Source organism: Deltaproteobacteria bacterium, assembly GCA_040223695.1.
In the GTDB taxonomy this organism is placed as follows: domain Bacteria; phylum Desulfobacterota_D; class UBA1144; order Nemesobacterales; family UBA2774; genus JAVKFU01.
The window spans coordinates 327,843-346,198 of record JAVKFU010000015.1; the positions used below are offsets into that span (position 1 = coordinate 327,843).

Genomic DNA, 18,356 nt, shown 5'->3' on the forward strand with positions numbered 1-18,356 from the left:
AGATTGCGCTTTACCCGTATTTATCTCCGCTCACTTTTTAATCAGCGAGGTTACGTCATCAAAAACCTCACTGTCTTTCCGGCGAATAGACGAAAGCAGATTCGTTATCGTGTCCCGGGCGACATCCGGTTTCCTGAGCTCGTTTTTAAGTTTAAGGAGCAAGCCTTTTAGCTCCTGATCTCCGATTTTCCTGACATATGTATCGAGGGTTTCGTCTTCTTTTTCCACGGACTTTTTCATTATTACGTCCACCCTTTAAATTCGCCTTATTTAATAGTTGTGTCTCAGGTATAATTATCCTCGTTTATTGAATTGTCAAACCATTTATTATATATCAAGGATAAAAGTTAGCTGAATGGCAAGAAGAAAGAAGGTTAAATTTAAATCGAAATCAGGAAAAAGCAAATTTCTCGCCTTTATTCTCATTACACTGCTTTTCCTGACCGCGGTGGGCGTTATCGCGGTCTACTCGGGTTATCTCTATTACACTCGTGACCTGCCGGACCTGAGGGCCATAACCGGCTACAAGCCAAAACTGATAACCGAAGTCTATTCCTCGGACGGGACACTCATAGCCGAATTTGCCGCGGAGCGGAGGAAGCTGATAGCGTATGAAGAGATACCCCCCCATGTTCTGGAGGCCTTTATAGCCGTTGAGGACAGGCGTTTTTTTGAACATGAAGGTGTCGATATAAAAAGCATAATCGGCGCAATGTTCGAAAATATACAGGAAGGCGACTGGGTACGCGGCGCCAGCACTATTACACAGCAAGTGATAAAGAATATTATTCTCACTCCCGAGAGGAAGATGTCCAGAAAGATAAAGGAGGCCATTCTCGCGCACAGGATCGAAAACAACCTCTCAAAGGAGGAAATACTCTATCTATACCTTAACCATATTTATCTGGCCGACGGTACATACGGAATTGAGGCCGCTAGTCAGAACTATTTTGGCAAATCCGCCAAGGATATAAATGTAGCAGAGGCGGCTCTGCTTGCCGGCCTTCCGAAAAAACCCGAGTATTACTCCCCCCGAAAGCATCCAGGCAGGTCGCTTGAAAGGCAAAGGCTCGTGCTCGGTAAAATGGAGGAAGCGGGATTTATTACCGAAGATGAGAGATTAGACGCTATAGATCGCAAGATAGAGATAGTGCCGAAGCGCAGGGTGAATAGTGATATCGCTCCTTATTTCGTAGAGCATGTAAGGAGATACCTGCAGGACAAGGTAGGGGTTAAGAATTTTGTGAACGGCGGATACGCGGTTTTTACTACACTTGACCTCGATCTCAATTTTGAGGCCCAGTGGGCACTCAAAAGGGGTTTGCATAACCTGGAAGCCAGGCACGGACGTAAAGTCGTTTTGAAGCATCTCGGGAGCGATAAAGAAATAAAGAAATTCAGACAAGCCCAGAATATAAACACTATAGAAATTGGAAATACCTATGAGGCGGTAATTACGAAGGTAGAAACGACGAACGAATCCGAGGACTCGAATAATGAGGACTCAGATACCAAGGGTTCGGATAACAAGGTTTTTACGGCCCGGATAGGCGTGGGAGATATTGATGGTAAGCTGAAATTCGCGGTCAGCTCGCCTCTCGGCACGGCAATTCCCGGATTATTAAGCCCATACTCGGATAAGCTCGTTCCGGCTGACGGTTATGAAGGTGTTAGTTTAACCGCTACGGAGCTGAAGGTCGGGGACATGGTCAAAGTAAAGGCCGAAGAAAACGAGGACGACAGGTATAACTTTTCACTTCATTTTATTCCTAAATCTCAAGCAGCGCTCCTGTCCATGGAGACAGACGGCAAGATCAGGGCTCTCGTCGGAGGGTACGATTTCAGGTTTTCCCAGTTCAACAGGACGACTCAGGCCCTCAGGCAGCCCGGCTCTTCGTTTAAGCCCATTGTTTATTCCGCCGCTATCGATAAGGGTTATACGGAGACCTCCGTACTGTATGATATGCCCGTAGCCGTCAAGGACTGGGCCCCCCAGAACTATGACGGCAGTTTTGAGGGAGCAATGGTTTTAAGAAGGGCTCTTGCGAAGTCAAGGAACCTTGCGAGCGTGAGGCTCATAATGGATATAGACCCCAAATACGTCGCGACATATTCCAAGAATTTCGGATTCAGCTCGAAGCTTCAGCCTTATCCGTCTCTTGCCCTCGGCGGCTCGGATGTCAGGGTTATTGAAATGGCGCGGGCGTTCAACGTATTCGCGTCAGGCGGGAAGCTGGTAGAGCCGCAGTTCATTCTGCGCATATATGACCGTAACGGCAAGATCGTCGAGGACAATACCGGCGGAAAATTCTTGTCCAGAGAAGAAAGTCTTAAAGCCGAGCGCGAGGAGGCTAGGTTGCGGGTCATAAATGAACTGGCGGAGAAGAAGGGCAGGGGCCCTGTTCAGGATAGGGAATATATAAAGGAAGAGGTTCTTACGGAAAAAGATAACATCGCCTCAGGCGCCGACCAGTACACTTTCTTAACTCCTGTGGAGTTCCTCGAGTTAATAAAGAGCCAGACGGTTGATTTCTCGTCATCGGGGAAATCGAAACAGACTATAACTCCGGAAACCGCTTTCATAATGAGCGATCTACTTCAGGCTGTAGTGAAGGAAGGGACGGGGAGAAAGGCTCTCAGGCTCACTTCACTCGCTCCGCTGGGAGGGAAGACAGGCACCACGAACGACTTTACGGATGCCTGGTTCGTGGGATTCAGTCCTAAAATAACTACAGCAGTCTGGGTGGGGATGGACAATCATACGCCGCTCGGCAGAAAAGAAGCGGGTTCGACAGCGGCTCTTCCAATATGGATAGATTACATGGAAGACGCTCTTCAGAAGTATAAAGGCGGATCATTCAAGCAGCCTTCCGGCATTAAGATTGTAGGCACGCCTTACGGCAACATACCCTACAGTCTCGGTTCACTCAGGGATAACGTGATAGACTCGATACGTGATAGCGTGACGATTAACAGTCAGGAGATGGATAATTCGGGAATGTATTATCCGAATGACTACGGCACATCGACGGATGAAACGGAAACGGAGATCGATTTCCTTTTAAGGCATTAGTCGAGACTGATCAGATTTTTTATAGCCGCCAATTTTCTACGCCCTACTCCTTCAACGTTCAGAAGATCGCTTGGATACTCAATCCGCCCGTTCGCGGTTCTGTATTGAACGATTCTCCGGGCCAGTGTATCGCCTATTCCGGGGAGGGCTTTTAAGTCCTCTATGCCGGCTGAGTTAATACCGATCGGAACCCCGAGAGACATGCTCTTGATACCGGTTATCCTGCCCGAAACAGCGCCGTGCTTACCTTTAAGTGTTACTTTATGACCGTTGTTTAACTCACTATTAATATTATGTTCTTTGGCAAAATCGTTGAGTTCATTGATGGTGTTGATTTTGATGACGGTGGAAAAAGATTCCTCCACGATTTCGATGTATATTTCCCCCTCAAGATTAGGAGTATCGAAAGGTTTGGCGGTTAAATTCACGGGGTAGTATGATAATAAAAAATATAGAAGACAAAGGAGGGCCAGGTATAGGACAGAATTCTTAGCGGAGTTGTTCCCGTCTTGTCTGTACATGCTGTTTACAGGCTATGCCTGAATTAGAAAAGACCTTTGATAATACCCCCGTCGACCTGAATAGTAGTGCCTGTAATATAGCTTGCCTTCTCGGAAGATAAAAACGCCACGAGGCTTGCTAACTCCTCAGGTCTTCCTATGCGTCCCACTGGTATGTCTTCTTCCATAGCCGATATAACCTCTTCAAAGCTCTTGCCGCTTTTCCGGGCCCTTTCGTTCGCGAGGTGCGTAATCCTGTCGGTAAGTATCCTGCCCGGACACACACTGTTAACGGTGATGTTATAAGGAGCGAATTCATTTGAGACGGTTTTTGCGAGTCCAATAACCCCGGCTCTTGCGGTATTGGAGAGGATGAGTCCGTCAATCGGCTGTTTAACGGCGACGGATGTAATGTTTATAATACGCCCCCAGTTTTGCTCTTTCATATAGGGGATTATTTCTTTACTGAATGTGATCGTACTGAAAAGGTTGAGCTCAATTGCCTTTTGCCAGTCCTCGAGCGAGAAGTCGAGAAATGTGCCGAGGGGAGGGCCGCCCGCGTTATTGACCAGTATGTCGACTCTGGAATACTTGTTTATAGTCGCGGAGACGACTTTTTTAATGTCAGCGGTTTTGGATACGTCACTCTCCAGCGCCAGGACTTCGGAGGATGTCTCCCTAAGTATCTCCTGCGCGGTTTTATCGAGTTCTTCCTTGCCCCTCGCGCAAATCGTAACTTTAGCGCCTTCGCGGGCGAGCTCCAGGGCCACGGCTTTTCCCAGTCCCTTGCTGGACGCCGCTACTATTGCTACCTTGTCTTTGAGTCCGAGATCCATACGCGAGATTCCTTTATGAGTACAGTTAATAAATTAGTGAAACACAAACAGGGCAGGGCCGCTATTTTTCCGTAGTGGATGATTACGTGCTTTTACCTTTGTTCTTTGCTTTAGAGGTGTCTTTATTTATTGAATCGTAGGTTGAGGAATCGGATGACGTTTTGGTCTCAGTTGTTGTTTCGCTTGTTTTGTTATCCTTATTATCATTTCCGGAGTTGCCCAGGTCGTTTGCGTGGGGCGGAATTCCGGGTCCCTTGTTATAATCGGTAGCATACCAGCCGGTTCCCTGCAGTTGAAAAGACGAGAGGGAAATCAGCTTCTCCAGCTTGCCTTTACAGTGCGGGCACTTCTTGAGGGGCGGGTCATTAAAACCCTGCAGAGCCTCGGTTATCTTTCCGCATTTTTTGCATTCGTACTCGTAGATAGGCATTTCCGTTACCTCATAATCTAAAATAGGTTTTACTAAAATGAATGTAATATAATTGTTCCGGTCAATTTTTCAAGGTTTATATTAGATTAGATGCGCATTGAAACAATTGGTTTTACCTGCGGCCCGATGACTTGAATCTTAGAGGGGGGTCTAGCAAGAATACTAAATTCCATGTGGATTTCTAAAGAAAGAAGTTATGTGTAGTGGAAATAGTGGAAGGGGAAGTCTCGGAGCCATATGGTTTTGCAGACGATAATTAGGGCTAAATCTATAAGTTAACATAATATATCTTATCGGACACTATGATTTATCATGTAATTTAGTAATTTAAGCCCTGGCTTTCAAAACCTCGTTCCACTAGCGCCATTAAGTTGATTTTCCAGAAGAGAATGCATTACAATAATATTAGTAAATCTATAATAACATAATAGAGAATAACTATAATCAAGTACTTTAAATATATTTTTTTCGGCTTGCGAAAAAACCAAAGCACTAGCTTTGTTGGAATAGTAATTTGTTTAATTGTTATCGGCGCTTTTTTTATCGCATGTGATGATAACAACAACCGTGAATGCGTAGAGCTTTCGAGCAATCAGGGCTTCCTTGAGCAGTTTGAGGGATGTCCCACTGATGGACTTGTTCAGGTCTGCAACTCATATAGTTGTGGGTATTTTACCAATCCAATGGAACCTAATGTTTTCGTATTTATGCGACCTTCTCAATGCAAGCCACTCGATTGCTTCACTCTGGAATGCGAGTTTAATCAACAAGAACCTGCGGATAGGCTTGTAACAGGAACAATTTCTGATTTAACCATACCTGTTATAACGGGGGCTCTGGAGTTTGAAGGGGAAATATTTCCGGACGTCGAATGCATAGTCATAGTTCCGTAAATGGGCTTTTCCTCTTGTGGTTGGGGTTGGAAAACGTTTATTTAGAGTCTATCTCGGATAAAAAATTGGTGAAACTATGCTAGTGCTGTTTTATGCGAAGCGCCGCTGTCATGGATGGATGAAAACTGCAGAAATAAGCTTCGTGCATATCCGCTTTGACAACTGTCTGCCATTGTCCTTCCGCTTTGATGAGGCCCGAGTCCCAGCTTTCATCATCCGCTGTGACTGTATGTGGAACAAAATCGTAGTTTACCCACGTGATTGTATCTCCGGGCGCCACAGACAGCTCCTTGGGAGTGAATTCGAGATTACGTATCTCGACCACATGCTCCTTGCTTGTGGAATCACCAGCCTCAACAGGGTTCAACGAAGCACATACCAGGACTGCGGCTGCGATAACAGCCACAGTCCTAAGTGACGTCATTAGTAAGCCCATTCAATATTATCCCTCTAGAGAATTGACCATATTTTGGGCATGCTGCTCATGATTCTTGAAGATCACAAGGGCCTGCTCGAAAAGCTGTTTCATTTCAGGATTTTGAATGTTAGGTATGAACGTGCCTCCGACTAAGGCATTAACACTCTGATGGTATGCAAGCTCATTTTCCGCGTAGCGTTTGTCGAAAGCCTCCCCGCTCAAACCACTCATTTCCTCAACGAGCTTATCGGCCTGCTGATTAAGCTGCTGGCTAAGGAAATTGTCCTGCGGCTGGGCATTGAGCTTCTCGAGAAGAGCCAGGGCTTGCTCGTTGACCGCTGTGTGGTCCCGAATCATGGTTTCGGCGAATTCAATGACAGCAGGATTTTTAGATTTCGCGAACGCCAGGTGCGCATAGCGAATGTCAATCAAATCTGCCGTATAGGCGACATGCGCTATCTCCAAATCATTAAGGTCGGCGGGAGACGGAGCCTTTTCAGCCTTTACTACTGGGACTGAGAAGGCCGCAAAAAGCATCGTTAACATCAATACACTTGCGATTACTGATCTTACAACAGTTGTGTTACTCATGGTAGTGTTTACCTCCTAAATTTATTGGGTTTAATCAGATGTTCTCTATTCTTATAGATACATCACGCCGCACGAAAGATGCATCGTAGTGCCCGAACACTTTTAGATTCTAGAATAATCGGCACTTTTATCTCTTAACTATTTTCCGACTGTCTTGTTATTAAGACTTAGTTTTAAAAAGCAAACCGGGTAGAATTGATTGTCATGAAACTGGAAGGAAAAACGGCGGTTATTACAGGCGGTAGTAAAGGAATCGGAAAAGGAGTAGCCGAGGCTTATTTAAAGGAAGGAGCTTCGGTCTTGATTTGCGGGCGCAATGAACTGAATCTGAAATCCGCCTGTAATAAATTGGCTGAATTTGGAGATATAGACTACATAGTGGCGGATATTGCCGATAAGGAAGATGTCGCGCGCCTCGCTAAAGAGACCGGCCAAAAATGGAAGACGCTAAATATTCTCGTAAATAACGCCAGCATTCTGGGCGTGAGGTCGCCGATAATGGAATACCCTGAAGATGTCTGGGAGGAAGTCGTACATGTAAACCTGAACGCTCAGTTTTTCGTGACAAAGGCTCTTCTCCCTTTATTAAAAAAATCTAAAAATTGCTCTGTTATAAATGTGAGCTCAAGCGTAGGAAGAAAGGGAAAAAAGGAATGGGGAGCGTATGCAGCGTCCAAATTCGGGGTCGAAGCGCTTACACAGGTGCTGGCGGCTGAAATGGAATCTACAGGTCTCAGAGTGAACTCGGTGAATCCGGGCGGAACGAGGACCGATATGAGATCCGACGCCTATCCTGATGAAGACCCTCAGACACTGCCCACGCCTGAAGACATATCCCCCGTTTTTGTATATCTGGCTTCGGATGAATCGATTGGAGTTTCGGGTAAGGAATTTAATGCCCGTGAATGGATCGGGGCTGATTAAATTCGCTTTTTATTTTTTTATCACCCCCTACATTTATAATAATAGTAACTTTAGTCAGTTTTTGAGTAGAAATAAAAATCTAGAATATACATTATATGTGTATTGCAACCTATTATATAGACAGAAGATATTGTAGAGTTGTGTGTCAGGCGACAATATTCATATTTTACATTAAGTATATTCATGTATTAAATGTAAAATAAAGTGTAACAAGCCAATAATACTGATTAATATTTATAGGATTTTTGGTAAGGGGGCGGTATTAAAAGGAATCAGGCAGTCAGTACTACGTATAGCTCTTTGGGGCCGTGTACGCCGAGTGTCAAATTAAGCTCTATATCTGCCGTTCTGCTCGGACCTGTGATGAAAGTCATACAGCTTGTAATGCCTTTATCAGTATCAAGTTTATGTTTAAGTATAACGAATAACTCATTGATATTACGTACTATATTCTCTTTCCTCAGGACCGCAATGTGTATGGGAGGGAGAAGAGATACGCTCCGGGGCTTATTTTTGTCCGTTAAAAGGACGAGTGTCCCCGTATCGGCTATCGCGTAGTCAGCTTCGGTTATGCCGATACCCCCTTTTGCTATCCTGTTCTTACTCTTAGCCGTCACTGTTTTGAGTCCTTTATCCCTGAGATGCTTTTTCACTCCCAATTTTTTTAGAAAATCGGACTCCCATACGGCAAATGACGATATTCTTTTCCTGGCTACAAGATCAATGAGAAAGCCGTTTATATCATCCTGGTCTGCCGTATCGTAAATCTGACTGTTTACATTAATTGCCTCTCTTATAAATTGTTCTGCCAGCTCTTCTTTATTTTGTCCGTTTTTAACTAAGATTTCCTCCGCTTCCTTCTTGAAATCCCGCTCCTTGTGGAAATAAGCTTCTTCATCTTCTTTAAGGTCTGAGGAGCCGTACAGCCCCTTTCTGATCTTATACAATATTTCCTCTCGTGATCCGTTTTTCATTTTGTTCTTTACAGCGGGCAGGCCCCCTACCCTGTTTCCTGTTTAATTTTTTTCCATCTTTCTCTGAATGAGGTTTTAGCGATAGCGGGAAAGTCCCTCTCGTCGGTCCACTTTGAAAAAGGGAACGGTAGAGAACGCAGGGATCCGTTGCCGCTTCTCCAGGGCAATTGCAGGTAATATGAGATTTTTGAAGTGAGATTGTAGAAGTTTTTACTGGTTACGATATATCTCCATAACCTGACAGAAATTTTCTCAATCATCGCCCCCCCTGCCCCGTAATTCTCTTTTTTCGATTCCACGACTTTATGCCTGAGCTCGAGCAGTACCCTGGGGAAATCTATTTTTACCGGGCACACGTCACGGCACGCTCCGCAGAGGGAGGACGCGAAGGGAAGCTCGGGGGCACTGTCGATTCCCATAAGCTGAGGGTTAATTATCGCTCCTATCGGCCCTGAATAGACCCAGCCGTACGAATGCCCGCCTACCTGCCTGTAAACGGGGCAGTTATTGAGACAGGCGCCGCACCTTATGCAGTAAAGAGACTCTCTCGTCTCTTCAGACGCCAGTATGCGTGATCTGCCGTTATCCAGAAGGACCAGATGAAACTCCTCGGGCCCGTCGATATCCGTTTCTCTTCTTGGGCCTGTAATGAAGGAGACGTAGGTGGAGGATTTCTGTCCTGTGGCGCTTCTGGCCAAAAGCGTGAGGAAAAGCGACAGGTCCTCGTAGCGGGGAATTGTCTTCTCTATACCCATGAGGGCGACATGAACTGGCGGCACGGTCGTAGTCAAGCGGGCATTCCCCTCGTTCTCCACTATCACGATTGTGCCCGTATCGGCGACCCCGAAGTTCGCTCCGGATATGCCCATACCCGCGTTGAGGAATTCACCTCTAAGCTTCTCCCGCGCTACCTTTGTAAGCTCCTCGGGCTCGCTTAAATAGGGAATGCCGAATTTTTCGGAGAACAGCTTCGATATGTCGTCTTTGGTCTTGTGTATAGCCGGAGCGATTATATGGGACGGATGTTCTCCGGCAAGCTGGATGATGTACTCTCCAAGGTCGGTCTCTACGGCCCTTATGCCGGCGCGCTCGAGATTCGCGTTAAGCTCGATCTCCTCTGTCGCCATCGATTTACTCTTTACAGCGGACTTTACGTCGTTTCGTATAGCGATATCGACTATTATACGGCAGGCTTCATCCGCGTCCCCGGCCCAATGGACATGACCCCCTGCCCTTCTTACGCTCTCTTCAAGCTCGCACAGGTACTTGTCGAGGTTTGCGATTGTCTCTTTTTTTATATCCCTTCCGCGCGCCCTCAGGGTCTCCCAGTCGGCGACCTCTCCACTCGCCTTGTTTCTGGCGGACCTGAATCGGTTCGTTACATTTACGAGCGCGTGCTGCAGCTTTTTATCCTCAAGCGCTCTGGCCGAATCTTTTTCAAATCTTACTTTTTCAAATCCCATAATGTTTCTCTTTATTCGCTCTCGTTATTCCGGCTCGCAAGGAGCTCGGCAATATGCATTACCCTTACGGGGATTTTGCGCCTGCTGAGCGCCCCTCCGATATTCATCAGGCAGCCCATATCGGAAGAAACGACTGTATCGGCACCGCTGTTTAAGATGCATTCTATTTTTTCATCCAGCATGGAGACCGAAACCCTGGGAAACTTTATTGAGAATGTGCCGCCGAATCCGCAGCAGGAGTCATGCATCTCCATCTCCCTTAACTCCGTACCCTCTACACCCTCTATGAGTTTTCTCGGCTCGTCCCTTACCCCAAGCTCCCTCAACAGGTGGCACGAGTCGTGGTACGTCACGACCCCTTTATACCGGGCCCCCACATCGGTTTTTTTCAGAATCTTTACAAGAAATTCCGTAAATTCATATGTTCGTCCAGATATATTATGCGCTTTATCCAATAATACCGGTGTATTATGAAATAGTTCCTTATAAAACACTTTAAGCATGGTAGCACACGACCCGGAGGGGCAAACTATATACGAATCTTCCCCGGAGCCGTCGAGAGCCTTGTCGAAGACGGACAGGAAACGCTCGGCGACAGCCCTGGCGTCCTCGCGGTGTCCGCTGTTGAACGCAGGCTGACCGCAGCATGTCTGATCCTCGGGAAATTCCACATCAACGCCCAGTCTTCTGAGCACGGTGACCATATTTTCACCTACTTGAGGGAAAAAAGTATCTACGAGGCAGGTTATGAATAGATATGCTTTCATGTCGCACTTGTCGCGTCTTTATATAGCCGACTCTTTCATTATCATCGATGAAATCGAGTATTTCAATTATGAGAGATGATTTCAATCTGTTATTTTATGGGCATACAGCTAAAATTATTGCTAGAGCCGATTGTAGGCAAGAGGATTTAAATAATGAAGACAAATGAGCTACCTCTTCCGCCGCACTACAAGCCCGGCAAGACGGGGGAGGTATGGAGAGTAGAATATCAAAAATTATCCGGGCTCGCCGCCGAGTGGGCCTCTGCTCACAGCCTGCGCTCCGCGTCGGAGGATACATATAAGATCGTTTTAATAATCGTGGACGCTCAGAATACCTTTTGCATTCCGGGATTCGAGCTCTATGTGGGCGGACGCTCCGGGACGGGCGCCGTGGATGATAACGTCAGGCTCGCTCAGTTCATTTACAAAAACCTCCACAGGATTACCGAGATCGTTCCCACCCTGGATACTCATCAGGCGATGCAGGTCTTTCACCCCGTATTTTTCGTAGACGAACGCGGCCGACATCCTGAGCCCTATACGTTTATCTCGGTTCAGGATATTGAGGAAGGAAGATGGAAATTCAACAGGAGGCTCAGCCGAAATCTCGATTACGACGACAAATTCATAGAGCAGCACCTGCTCCACTACGTAAGGGAGCTTAAAGAGTCGGGGAAATACGAACTGACAGTGTGGCCGTACCACGCAATGCTCGGCGGTATAGGACACGCGCTCGTTTCCTCAATCGAAGAGGCTCTGTTTTTCCACACCATAGCCAGGGACAGCCAGCCTGATATTCATGTTAAGGGCGACCATCCCTTAACGGAGCACTATTCCGTGCTCGGTCCCGAAGTGTCGGCGGGGCCCGAGGGGAAACCTCTCTCACTCAGGAAGGAGTCCCTCTTTCAGAAACCCGCCGCGTCCGAAGCTGTCTTCGGGAAGCTCGAATATTTCGATGCGGTGATAATAGCGGGTCAGGCGAAGAGCCACTGTGTAGCCTGGACCGTAAGCGATCTGCTGAAAAAGCTCAAGACACAGGATAGAAGCCTTATGGAGAGGATATATCTCCTTGAAGACTGCACTTCGCCTGTTGTCGTTCCCGGAGGTATCGACTATACCGGGGAGGCGGAGAGGGCGTTCGATGATTTTTCAAAGGCCGGGATGAATATAGTCCGCTCGACCGACCCTGTTGAAAGCTGGCCGGGGATAAAATTCCGATAGAGCATCCGCGCCCTTATGTTATATTTAAACTGACGGTTCATATAACGTAATACCCTGATACCGGGAGGCAGATATGAGTTCCATATTCACCAAGATAATCGATAAGGATATCCCGGCTGCAATTGTGTATGAAGACGATAAGTGTATCGCGTTCAGGGATATTGATCCCAAGGCCCCCGTGCATATACTCATCGTCACCAAAAAGGAGATCCGCTCCATGGCCGAAGTGACCGATCAGGATAAAGAGCTTCTCGGTCATATGATGATAAAGGCCGCTCAGATAGCCAGAGAGCAGGGAATTTCGGACTCGGGTTACCGGCTGGTCATAAATACGAACAAGGAAGGCGGCCAGGAGGTTTACCACGTCCACATGCATATCCTGGGCGGCAGACAGATGGAATGGCCTCCGGGATAAACTGCTGTGAATTGCTACGGGATAACGGGTTTTGAAACCGGATAATCAAGCGGGGCTAATTCAGGCCGAGGGCCTCGGCGTCCCGGTCGGATAGGAACACCCCCCCCGAGCGCTCTCTTACCGTGCCGTCCCTCTTCCATGAACGCTCGCACTTGGGTTCATCCGAAAGGTCGATCACCTTGATTTTAAAATTCTTCCCGTCGAGGACTGAAAACCTGCTGACTCCGCAAAGGTCCGCAAGCTCGCTCTCAAACGGTTTAATTCGTTCGTACATCTCTGAATCAAGGTACGCCTCCACACCTGCGTCAAGAGGGTTTGTAATACCGTCCGAGTCCTTTGACTCTTCGAGTGCCTTGAGCGTCTTAATCCTTAAATCCATAACACTGTCCCAATCGGGGTCCGTATCAAATTCAAATTCTTCAGGCATGCCCTCGAGATGAACACTGTCGGGGGAGTCCGTTGATTCGCCCTTCAGGCTCAGATACGCCTCGTCGGCTGTATGCACAAGCAGGGGCGCAAGGAGTTTAATTAGGGAATCGGCGATACGGTGCATCACAGTCTGACTCCTTCTCCTTTTTCTGCTGTCGTTCCTTTCACAGTACAGTCTGTCTTTCGTCGCAGCCAGATATACTGCGCTCAGCGTCTCATAGCAGAAATGGAAAATAAGCTCGCTCGCCCTCTTGTACTGAAAATAACTGTACGCATCATTGGTCTCGCTTATAAACTTTGAAAGCTCGCCCATGGCCCAGGCGTCAAGCGAATACCTGTCCTGTTCGGAGAATTCCACGCTGTCTTTTTCGGGGTCGAAATCGGAAATATTTCCGAGCAGGAACCTGATCGTGTTCCTGACCTTTCTGTACTCATCCCCCGCGACCTTAAAGAACTCCCAATCGACCTTTATGTCGTTCGTGTACTTGAGGGAGCTTACCCACCACCTGCATATATCTGCCCCGTGCTGTTTTAGTAGCTCGTCCACGTCGAGCGCGTTTCCTCCCGATTTACTCATCTTTTTCCCCTGAGCGTCAACCATAAACCCGTGGGTAAGAAGCGCTTTGAACGGGGGTATTCCGGTGGCTCCTAACGCGGGAAGAAGTGAAAGCTGAAACCAGCCCCTGTGCTGGTCCGAGCCTTCGAGATAGAGATCGGCCGGGTATCCTATCTCCCGCGCCTCCAGTACGGAGTGCCATGACGAGCCCGACTCGAACCATACGTCGAATATATCCATGCCGCGTCTGAGAGTCTCAAGCGCCCCTTCTTCTTTAGCCCAGTCGGGAGCGTTTTCGTCCGCTCGAGGGTCGTAGCCCTCCAGGATTTCCTCCACCGTCCCCTGAAACCAGTAGTTTGCTCCCTTCTGTCTGATCTTCTGAATTACGGTCTTCACAGATTCGGGTGTTAAAAGAACTTCGCCCTTGTCGCTGATGAAGGCGGGGATAGGAAGTCCCCAGGCCCTCTGACGGCTGATACACCAGTCGGGTCTTGACTCAAGCATTCCGCGGAGCCTGTTCCTCCCCCATTCGGGGTAAAAGTCGATTCCGCTTCGGGTGAATTCAAGAGCAAGCTCCCTCAATGACGCTCCGTATTCGTCGATTTTTTTATCGACGCCCACGAACCACTGCTCGGTCGCCCTGAATATGGTCGGGGATTTGCTTCGCCAGTCATGGGGGTAGCTATGGAGATACTCCTCATCGTAAAAGAGATTCCCCGACTCCCTCAAGCGTTCGGTTATTGTCCCGTTTGCCTTCCAGACGTTCAGGCCCCGGAGCCAATCCGGAACGGAATCGTCGAAAGTGCCGTCCTCGAGAACCGGGCAGTAGATATCGAGGCCTTCCCTGAGTCCTGTCTGATAGTCCTCGACCCCGTGACCGGGCGCGGTATGAACCAGACCGGTGCCTTCGTCAAACGTTACATAGTCCGCCGTGACCACCCTGCCCTCTCTTTCTATGAAGGGATGTTTGTAGGCGATGCCTTTTTCATAAAGCTCCCTCCCGGCGCAGCTTCCCAGCTTTTCGTATTCCTTCGCCCCTGATTTCTTGAACACGCTCTCCGAAAGGTTATCTACAATTATCGAATATAATTTCCTGCCGTTTATCTCGACCCGGTAGAGACCGTAGTTTGCTTCGGGGGATACGGCCACGGCCAGGTTTGCGGGAAGGGTCCAGGGGGTTGTCGTCCAGATCATGAGCGACGGAGAGGCTCCGGCAGGGAGATTGAGGCTCCCCGGAAGAGCCTCAGGGTTTTCTATCTCGAACAGCACGAAAATACTCCTGTCTTTCCGCTCGTAGTATTCGAGCTCCGCGTCCGCCAGCGCGGTGCGGTTCTCGATCGACCAGTGGACGGGCTTCAGGTCTCTGTATATGAGACCCCTTTCGAGGAGCCGGGAAAAGACCTCCAGCACCCCGACCTCAAAATCGGGAGTCATGGTAAGGTAGGGATTATCATAGTCCCCTATCGTGCCCAGTCTCTGCATCTGTCCCGACTGAAGCTTCACGTATTTCTCGGCATAGGACTGGCATTTATATCTAATCTTGAGCTTGGATAAATCCTTTGCTTCGTCCCCCAGCTCCTTTAAAACCTTGTGCTCGATGGGAAGCCCGTGGCAGTCCCACCCGGGAACGAAATCGACATCGTTTCCGAGCATGGTCTTTGATCTGACTACTATGTCCTTAAGCACCTTATTCAGCAGGTGGCCCAGGTGTATAGGACCGTTCGCGTAAGGGGGGCCGTCGTGGAATATGAATTTCTCTTTTCCCCGAGAGTTTTCCCTCATCCTTTCGTAGAGCTTGATCTTCTTCCATCTTTTCTGGTACTCGGGCTCTTTCTGGCTGAGGTTAGCCTTCATCGGGAAATTCGTCCGGGGAAGGTTAAGTGTGTCTTTATAGTTTATTTTCTTCGCCTCTGACATCGGATGCATTCTCTCCTTCTGGAATTAAAAACTATACTATCAGGGATAATATTCAATTGATTCGGTAAGATAGACAATGAAATTTTACTTTGAGTTGAAGAAAAATATTAGCTTAGACGTGGCGAAAAGCAAGTTGCGGTGGCTTTGTTTAGCAAAGATATTATGAGATGAGTTATTTATTATTCCTCAACGAACTCTTTTAATTCCCTTAGCAGATTCCGTGCGAATTTAACCCATCTCTCCCACGCTTCCATATATTCGACACCCTCTTCCACCTTTTTATAAAGCTTGAACCCCAGGCTTGTGGGCTCCAGAAAATATTCCTTATCGCCTTTCAATTTCTTTTGCAGTATATCGACATATCTATTGAGGAGCTTGAGTTTAGTTTCATCTCCCTCCCTGAATTCGGCGACGAAATATCCCTGAGACTGAGCGGTGGGCATCTGCATTATATTACTTTCGGAAAAATAAATACCCTTGTTAATGGTTTCGGCTTTCATCGAAATAAATAACTCCATCTCTCCCTCTTCATATACTGAGAAGTAAATCTATTTTATTTCCTTGAAGGTCTGAATGTCAAGACCGATGGTTTTCGGAGCGGATATTGATTTCAGGATTCAGCGAGACGATAATTAAGAGCATCTTGAAGGGGGGATAAATATTCAAATGCTAAATAATAAGGTCGCAATTATAACAGGCGGGACGGGCGCTCTCGGAAAAGGAGTGCTTTCGGTATTCCTCGAACTCGGCGCAAATGTTTTCAGCACTTACAGGAGCGATAAAGAATTAGCCGAGTGCGCGGATTTGAAGGAAAAACACGGGGACAGGGTCCAGTTCTTTAAAGCCGACGTGACCAGTGCGGCGGACGTATCTCAACTGGTCACAAAAACCCTGGAGACATTCTCGCGTATAGACGCCCTTGTTAACATAGTTGGCGGTTTTTCGCAGGCTCCGATTTCGGAGACGGATGAGGAGGCGTGGGATAAGATGATGAACTTGAACCTGAAGACGGCTTTTCTCTGCTCGAAAGCTGTCCTGTCTCGGATGATGGAGAGCGGAGGGGGCAGGATAGTAAATATCGCCTCGCGCCCCGCGCTCAAAGGATCGGCCGGGATGGGTGCGTACGGAGCCTCAAAAGCGGGTGTTTTAAACCTGACTCAGTCGATGGCCGATGAGCTCAGGGAGCACAACATAAACGTGAACGCCATAGTTCCGGGCACCATAGACACCCCCGCAAACAGGAAAAGTATGCCGGACGCCGACCATTCGAAATGGGTCGCTCCCGAAGATATAGGCAGGGTAATCGCATTTCTTTGCTCGGACGGCGCAAGGGCCGTGAGCGGCGCCGCTGTGCCTGTTTACGGGAGGTCCTGAATTGGGCAGGGGTCGGGCGGAATCCGGCGAGATATACAGTTAACGAGCCACCGTATCAGGCAGATTACAGACTAGCCGATGGCATTTCTTCAAATATCGTGTCAAGTAAACGCCTGCCTGGCTCAGAGGCGGTCTTGATGTCATCCCGGGATATCTCGACGTTGTTTAGATACTGAAGCCTCAGTACGTCACCGTCTCTGTATTCGGGAATGACGCAACCGTAAAAGAATCCCAGCTTCCGCGCCCGGGACGCCACATGACCTGCTCCCTTTTGACTGAGGGGGAGATCGATGTATATGCAGTCGAACCTCTCGAGTGTTAAGTGCTTTAGCTGGAATCTGATTTCGTCCAGGGTTTTTCCGCCGATCTTCTCGATCTGAATAAGCGCCTGGTTGTGGTCGTGGCGTATAGAGACTGTGGTGCGCCCCTTCTGTCTGCTCCTCAGAACGGAATCTTCGTCTTCGGTAAATATATTTCTTTTAAAACCGATTCTTTCGTAAATTGTCTCGATTGACTCCTTATATGCTTCGGGTATGTATGCATTCGCGGGCCTACTCGAGGAAACCGGTGTGAACATGAGCGCGACCGACTGCCGCCTCGGTTTTTCATTATCAGTTATATTCTGAAAAGTAACACTGCCCGGACTGTATCCAAGAAGAAATCCGGTTTCTCTCCCTCCGAGCTCGATACTGCCCTTCTGGCTGTAAGGATGAACTGTTACGTCTTCGGCGTAAATACCGACCAAGTTTTTTTGTGACACATAGTCAATCAAATAGTTTTTCATCTTCTGGAATACGCCTCTTCCCCTGTAGCGCGGGTCAACAACGGCTTCCCCCGACTCGGCCACTTTGGCGCCCGCCTTGCTGAAGACGAACCCCACATGGCCTATGAGTTCATTCTTGCTGTTGTATGCGGCGCACGAAGTCATAATTCCGGACCTAAGGCGAGCTTCAATCCTTTCAGGATAGTACATAAACTCGTTGGCGTATGTGTAGCCGTAGCATTTATAGACCAGGCGGACAAGCTCGTTGATCTTCGCCGGGTCGAACATTCCTATCGCTATTTTTTCGTCGGCGCGGGCTTTCTTTGCTCTAAGATGCCCGTGATGCTCCGAGATGTCCATTTCCTCCCGGATGTCTGATGCAGGAAGGTTTTTTACAATCTCCGTTCTGTTACCCCCGGGCCCGAGACTGTAAAAATGGACTTCATCGGCGTAGTGTTTCGACATAAATGATTTGAACCGTTTCTCTTCACCGCGCTCAAGCTTCTCATAGTCAAACGGCAGCCCCTTGTCTTCGACTGCGACTACGAGCGAGTGTAGGCGCTTTGAGATGGATACGTCGATCGGCCTCGACGTATCCCCGTCGAAGCCGTGTTTTACTATATTATGGAAAATATCGTCCAGTACCTTATCCAGATTAAGGGCATCCTTTCTTGCTATTCCGCTTGCCCGGGTGATATCGGTTACCATGCCGATAAGAGCGTTCAGGTTGCTCTTTTCCGGAAGTATCCGGACGCGCGCTATTTCCAGGTCATGCTGATTTTCAAGGCGGGCTTCGATTTTCCTGTTCATCC

Annotated in this window: 17 protein-coding genes; 5 read left to right on the top strand and 12 right to left on the bottom strand. The window is 48.0% G+C overall.

Annotated features, from left to right (window positions below):
• Positions 1–30 precede the first annotated feature (30 nt).
• Entirely contained in the window at positions 31–240 is a 210-nt protein-coding gene (locus RIG61_05725) for a hypothetical protein (protein MEQ9618652.1), read from the bottom strand.
• Positions 241–355: 115 nt separating this feature from the next.
• Between RIG61_05725 and RIG61_05730 the strand changes: the two genes are divergently transcribed.
• Positions 356–3,073, top strand: coding sequence for a PBP1A family penicillin-binding protein (locus tag RIG61_05730; GenBank protein MEQ9618653.1), 2,718 nt, complete (start codon positions 356–358; stop codon positions 3,071–3,073).
• Here the strand turns inward: RIG61_05730 and RIG61_05735 are convergent.
• The 5 genes from RIG61_05735 to RIG61_05755 all read right to left on the bottom strand — a co-directional run bounded on the left by RIG61_05735 (position 3,070) and on the right by RIG61_05755 (position 6,741).
• Positions 3,070–3,501, bottom strand: coding sequence for a helix-hairpin-helix domain-containing protein (locus RIG61_05735; GenBank protein ID MEQ9618654.1), 432 nt, complete (start codon positions 3,499–3,501; stop codon positions 3,070–3,072). The genes RIG61_05730 and RIG61_05735 overlap by 4 nt on opposite strands.
• Before the next feature lie 116 nt (positions 3,502–3,617).
• The gene (locus tag RIG61_05740) at positions 3,618–4,409 is read right to left on the bottom strand and encodes an SDR family oxidoreductase (GenBank protein MEQ9618655.1); all 792 of its coding nucleotides are present in this window, start codon (positions 4,407–4,409) and stop codon (positions 3,618–3,620) included.
• Between the two features lie 82 nt (positions 4,410–4,491).
• Positions 4,492–4,839: a zinc ribbon domain-containing protein gene (locus tag RIG61_05745; protein ID MEQ9618656.1), complete on the bottom strand. Its 348-nt coding sequence runs from the start codon at positions 4,837–4,839 to the stop codon at positions 4,492–4,494.
• 972 nt (positions 4,840–5,811) lie between these two features.
• Positions 5,812–6,156, bottom strand: coding sequence for a plastocyanin/azurin family copper-binding protein (locus tag RIG61_05750; GenBank protein ID MEQ9618657.1), 345 nt, complete (start codon positions 6,154–6,156; stop codon positions 5,812–5,814).
• An 18-nt stretch (positions 6,157–6,174) separates the two neighbouring features.
• On the bottom strand, positions 6,175–6,741 hold the full coding sequence (locus tag RIG61_05755; GenBank protein ID MEQ9618658.1) for a DUF4142 domain-containing protein: 567 nt from the start codon (positions 6,739–6,741) through the stop codon (positions 6,175–6,177).
• Between the two features lie 204 nt (positions 6,742–6,945).
• Between RIG61_05755 and RIG61_05760 the strand changes: the two genes are divergently transcribed.
• Positions 6,946–7,665 (top strand): SDR family NAD(P)-dependent oxidoreductase, encoded by a 720-nt coding sequence (locus tag RIG61_05760; protein MEQ9618659.1) that lies wholly within the window; start codon positions 6,946–6,948, stop codon positions 7,663–7,665.
• A gap of 272 nt (positions 7,666–7,937) precedes the next feature.
• Here RIG61_05760 and RIG61_05765 read toward each other — a convergent pair whose 3' ends face one another.
• From RIG61_05765 to RIG61_05775, 3 genes are read right to left on the bottom strand one after another with little or no spacing between them, the layout of a single operon-like run.
• Positions 7,938–8,612: a lactate utilization protein gene (locus tag RIG61_05765; GenBank protein MEQ9618660.1), complete on the bottom strand. Its 675-nt coding sequence runs from the start codon at positions 8,610–8,612 to the stop codon at positions 7,938–7,940.
• Positions 8,613–8,665: 53 nt separating this feature from the next.
• Positions 8,666–10,102 carry a LutB/LldF family L-lactate oxidation iron-sulfur protein gene (locus RIG61_05770; protein MEQ9618661.1) on the bottom strand — a complete coding sequence of 479 codons (1,437 nt, stop codon included), beginning with the start codon at positions 10,100–10,102 and terminating at the stop codon, positions 8,666–8,668.
• 11 nt (positions 10,103–10,113) lie between these two features.
• Entirely contained in the window at positions 10,114–10,869 is a 756-nt protein-coding gene (locus tag RIG61_05775) for a (Fe-S)-binding protein (protein ID MEQ9618662.1), read from the bottom strand.
• A gap of 153 nt (positions 10,870–11,022) precedes the next feature.
• Between RIG61_05775 and RIG61_05780 the strand changes: the two genes are divergently transcribed.
• Complete coding sequence (locus tag RIG61_05780) at positions 11,023–12,090, top strand: isochorismatase (protein MEQ9618663.1); 1,068 nt, start codon at positions 11,023–11,025, stop codon at positions 12,088–12,090.
• 73 nt (positions 12,091–12,163) lie between these two features.
• Positions 12,164–12,505: a histidine triad nucleotide-binding protein gene (locus tag RIG61_05785; protein MEQ9618664.1), complete on the top strand. Its 342-nt coding sequence runs from the start codon at positions 12,164–12,166 to the stop codon at positions 12,503–12,505.
• A 55-nt stretch (positions 12,506–12,560) separates the two neighbouring features.
• Here the strand turns inward: RIG61_05785 and ileS are convergent, their stop codons facing one another.
• Together ileS and RIG61_05795 are read right to left on the bottom strand one after the other, a co-directional pair.
• Positions 12,561–15,416, bottom strand: a complete 2,856-nt coding sequence (ileS, locus tag RIG61_05790) for an isoleucine--tRNA ligase (protein MEQ9618665.1) — start codon at positions 15,414–15,416, stop codon at positions 12,561–12,563.
• 170 nt (positions 15,417–15,586) lie between these two features.
• Complete coding sequence (locus RIG61_05795) at positions 15,587–15,925, bottom strand: hypothetical protein (protein MEQ9618666.1); 339 nt, start codon at positions 15,923–15,925, stop codon at positions 15,587–15,589.
• 148 nt (positions 15,926–16,073) lie between these two features.
• Between RIG61_05795 and RIG61_05800 the strand changes: the two genes are divergently transcribed.
• Positions 16,074–16,781 carry an SDR family NAD(P)-dependent oxidoreductase gene (locus tag RIG61_05800; protein MEQ9618667.1) on the top strand — a complete coding sequence of 236 codons (708 nt, stop codon included), beginning with the start codon at positions 16,074–16,076 and terminating at the stop codon, positions 16,779–16,781.
• 64 nt (positions 16,782–16,845) lie between these two features.
• Here RIG61_05800 and RIG61_05805 read toward each other — a convergent pair whose 3' ends face one another.
• Positions 16,846–18,354, bottom strand: coding sequence for a GNAT family N-acetyltransferase (locus RIG61_05805; GenBank protein ID MEQ9618668.1), 1,509 nt, complete (start codon positions 18,352–18,354; stop codon positions 16,846–16,848).
• Positions 18,355–18,356: the final 2 nt, after the last annotated feature.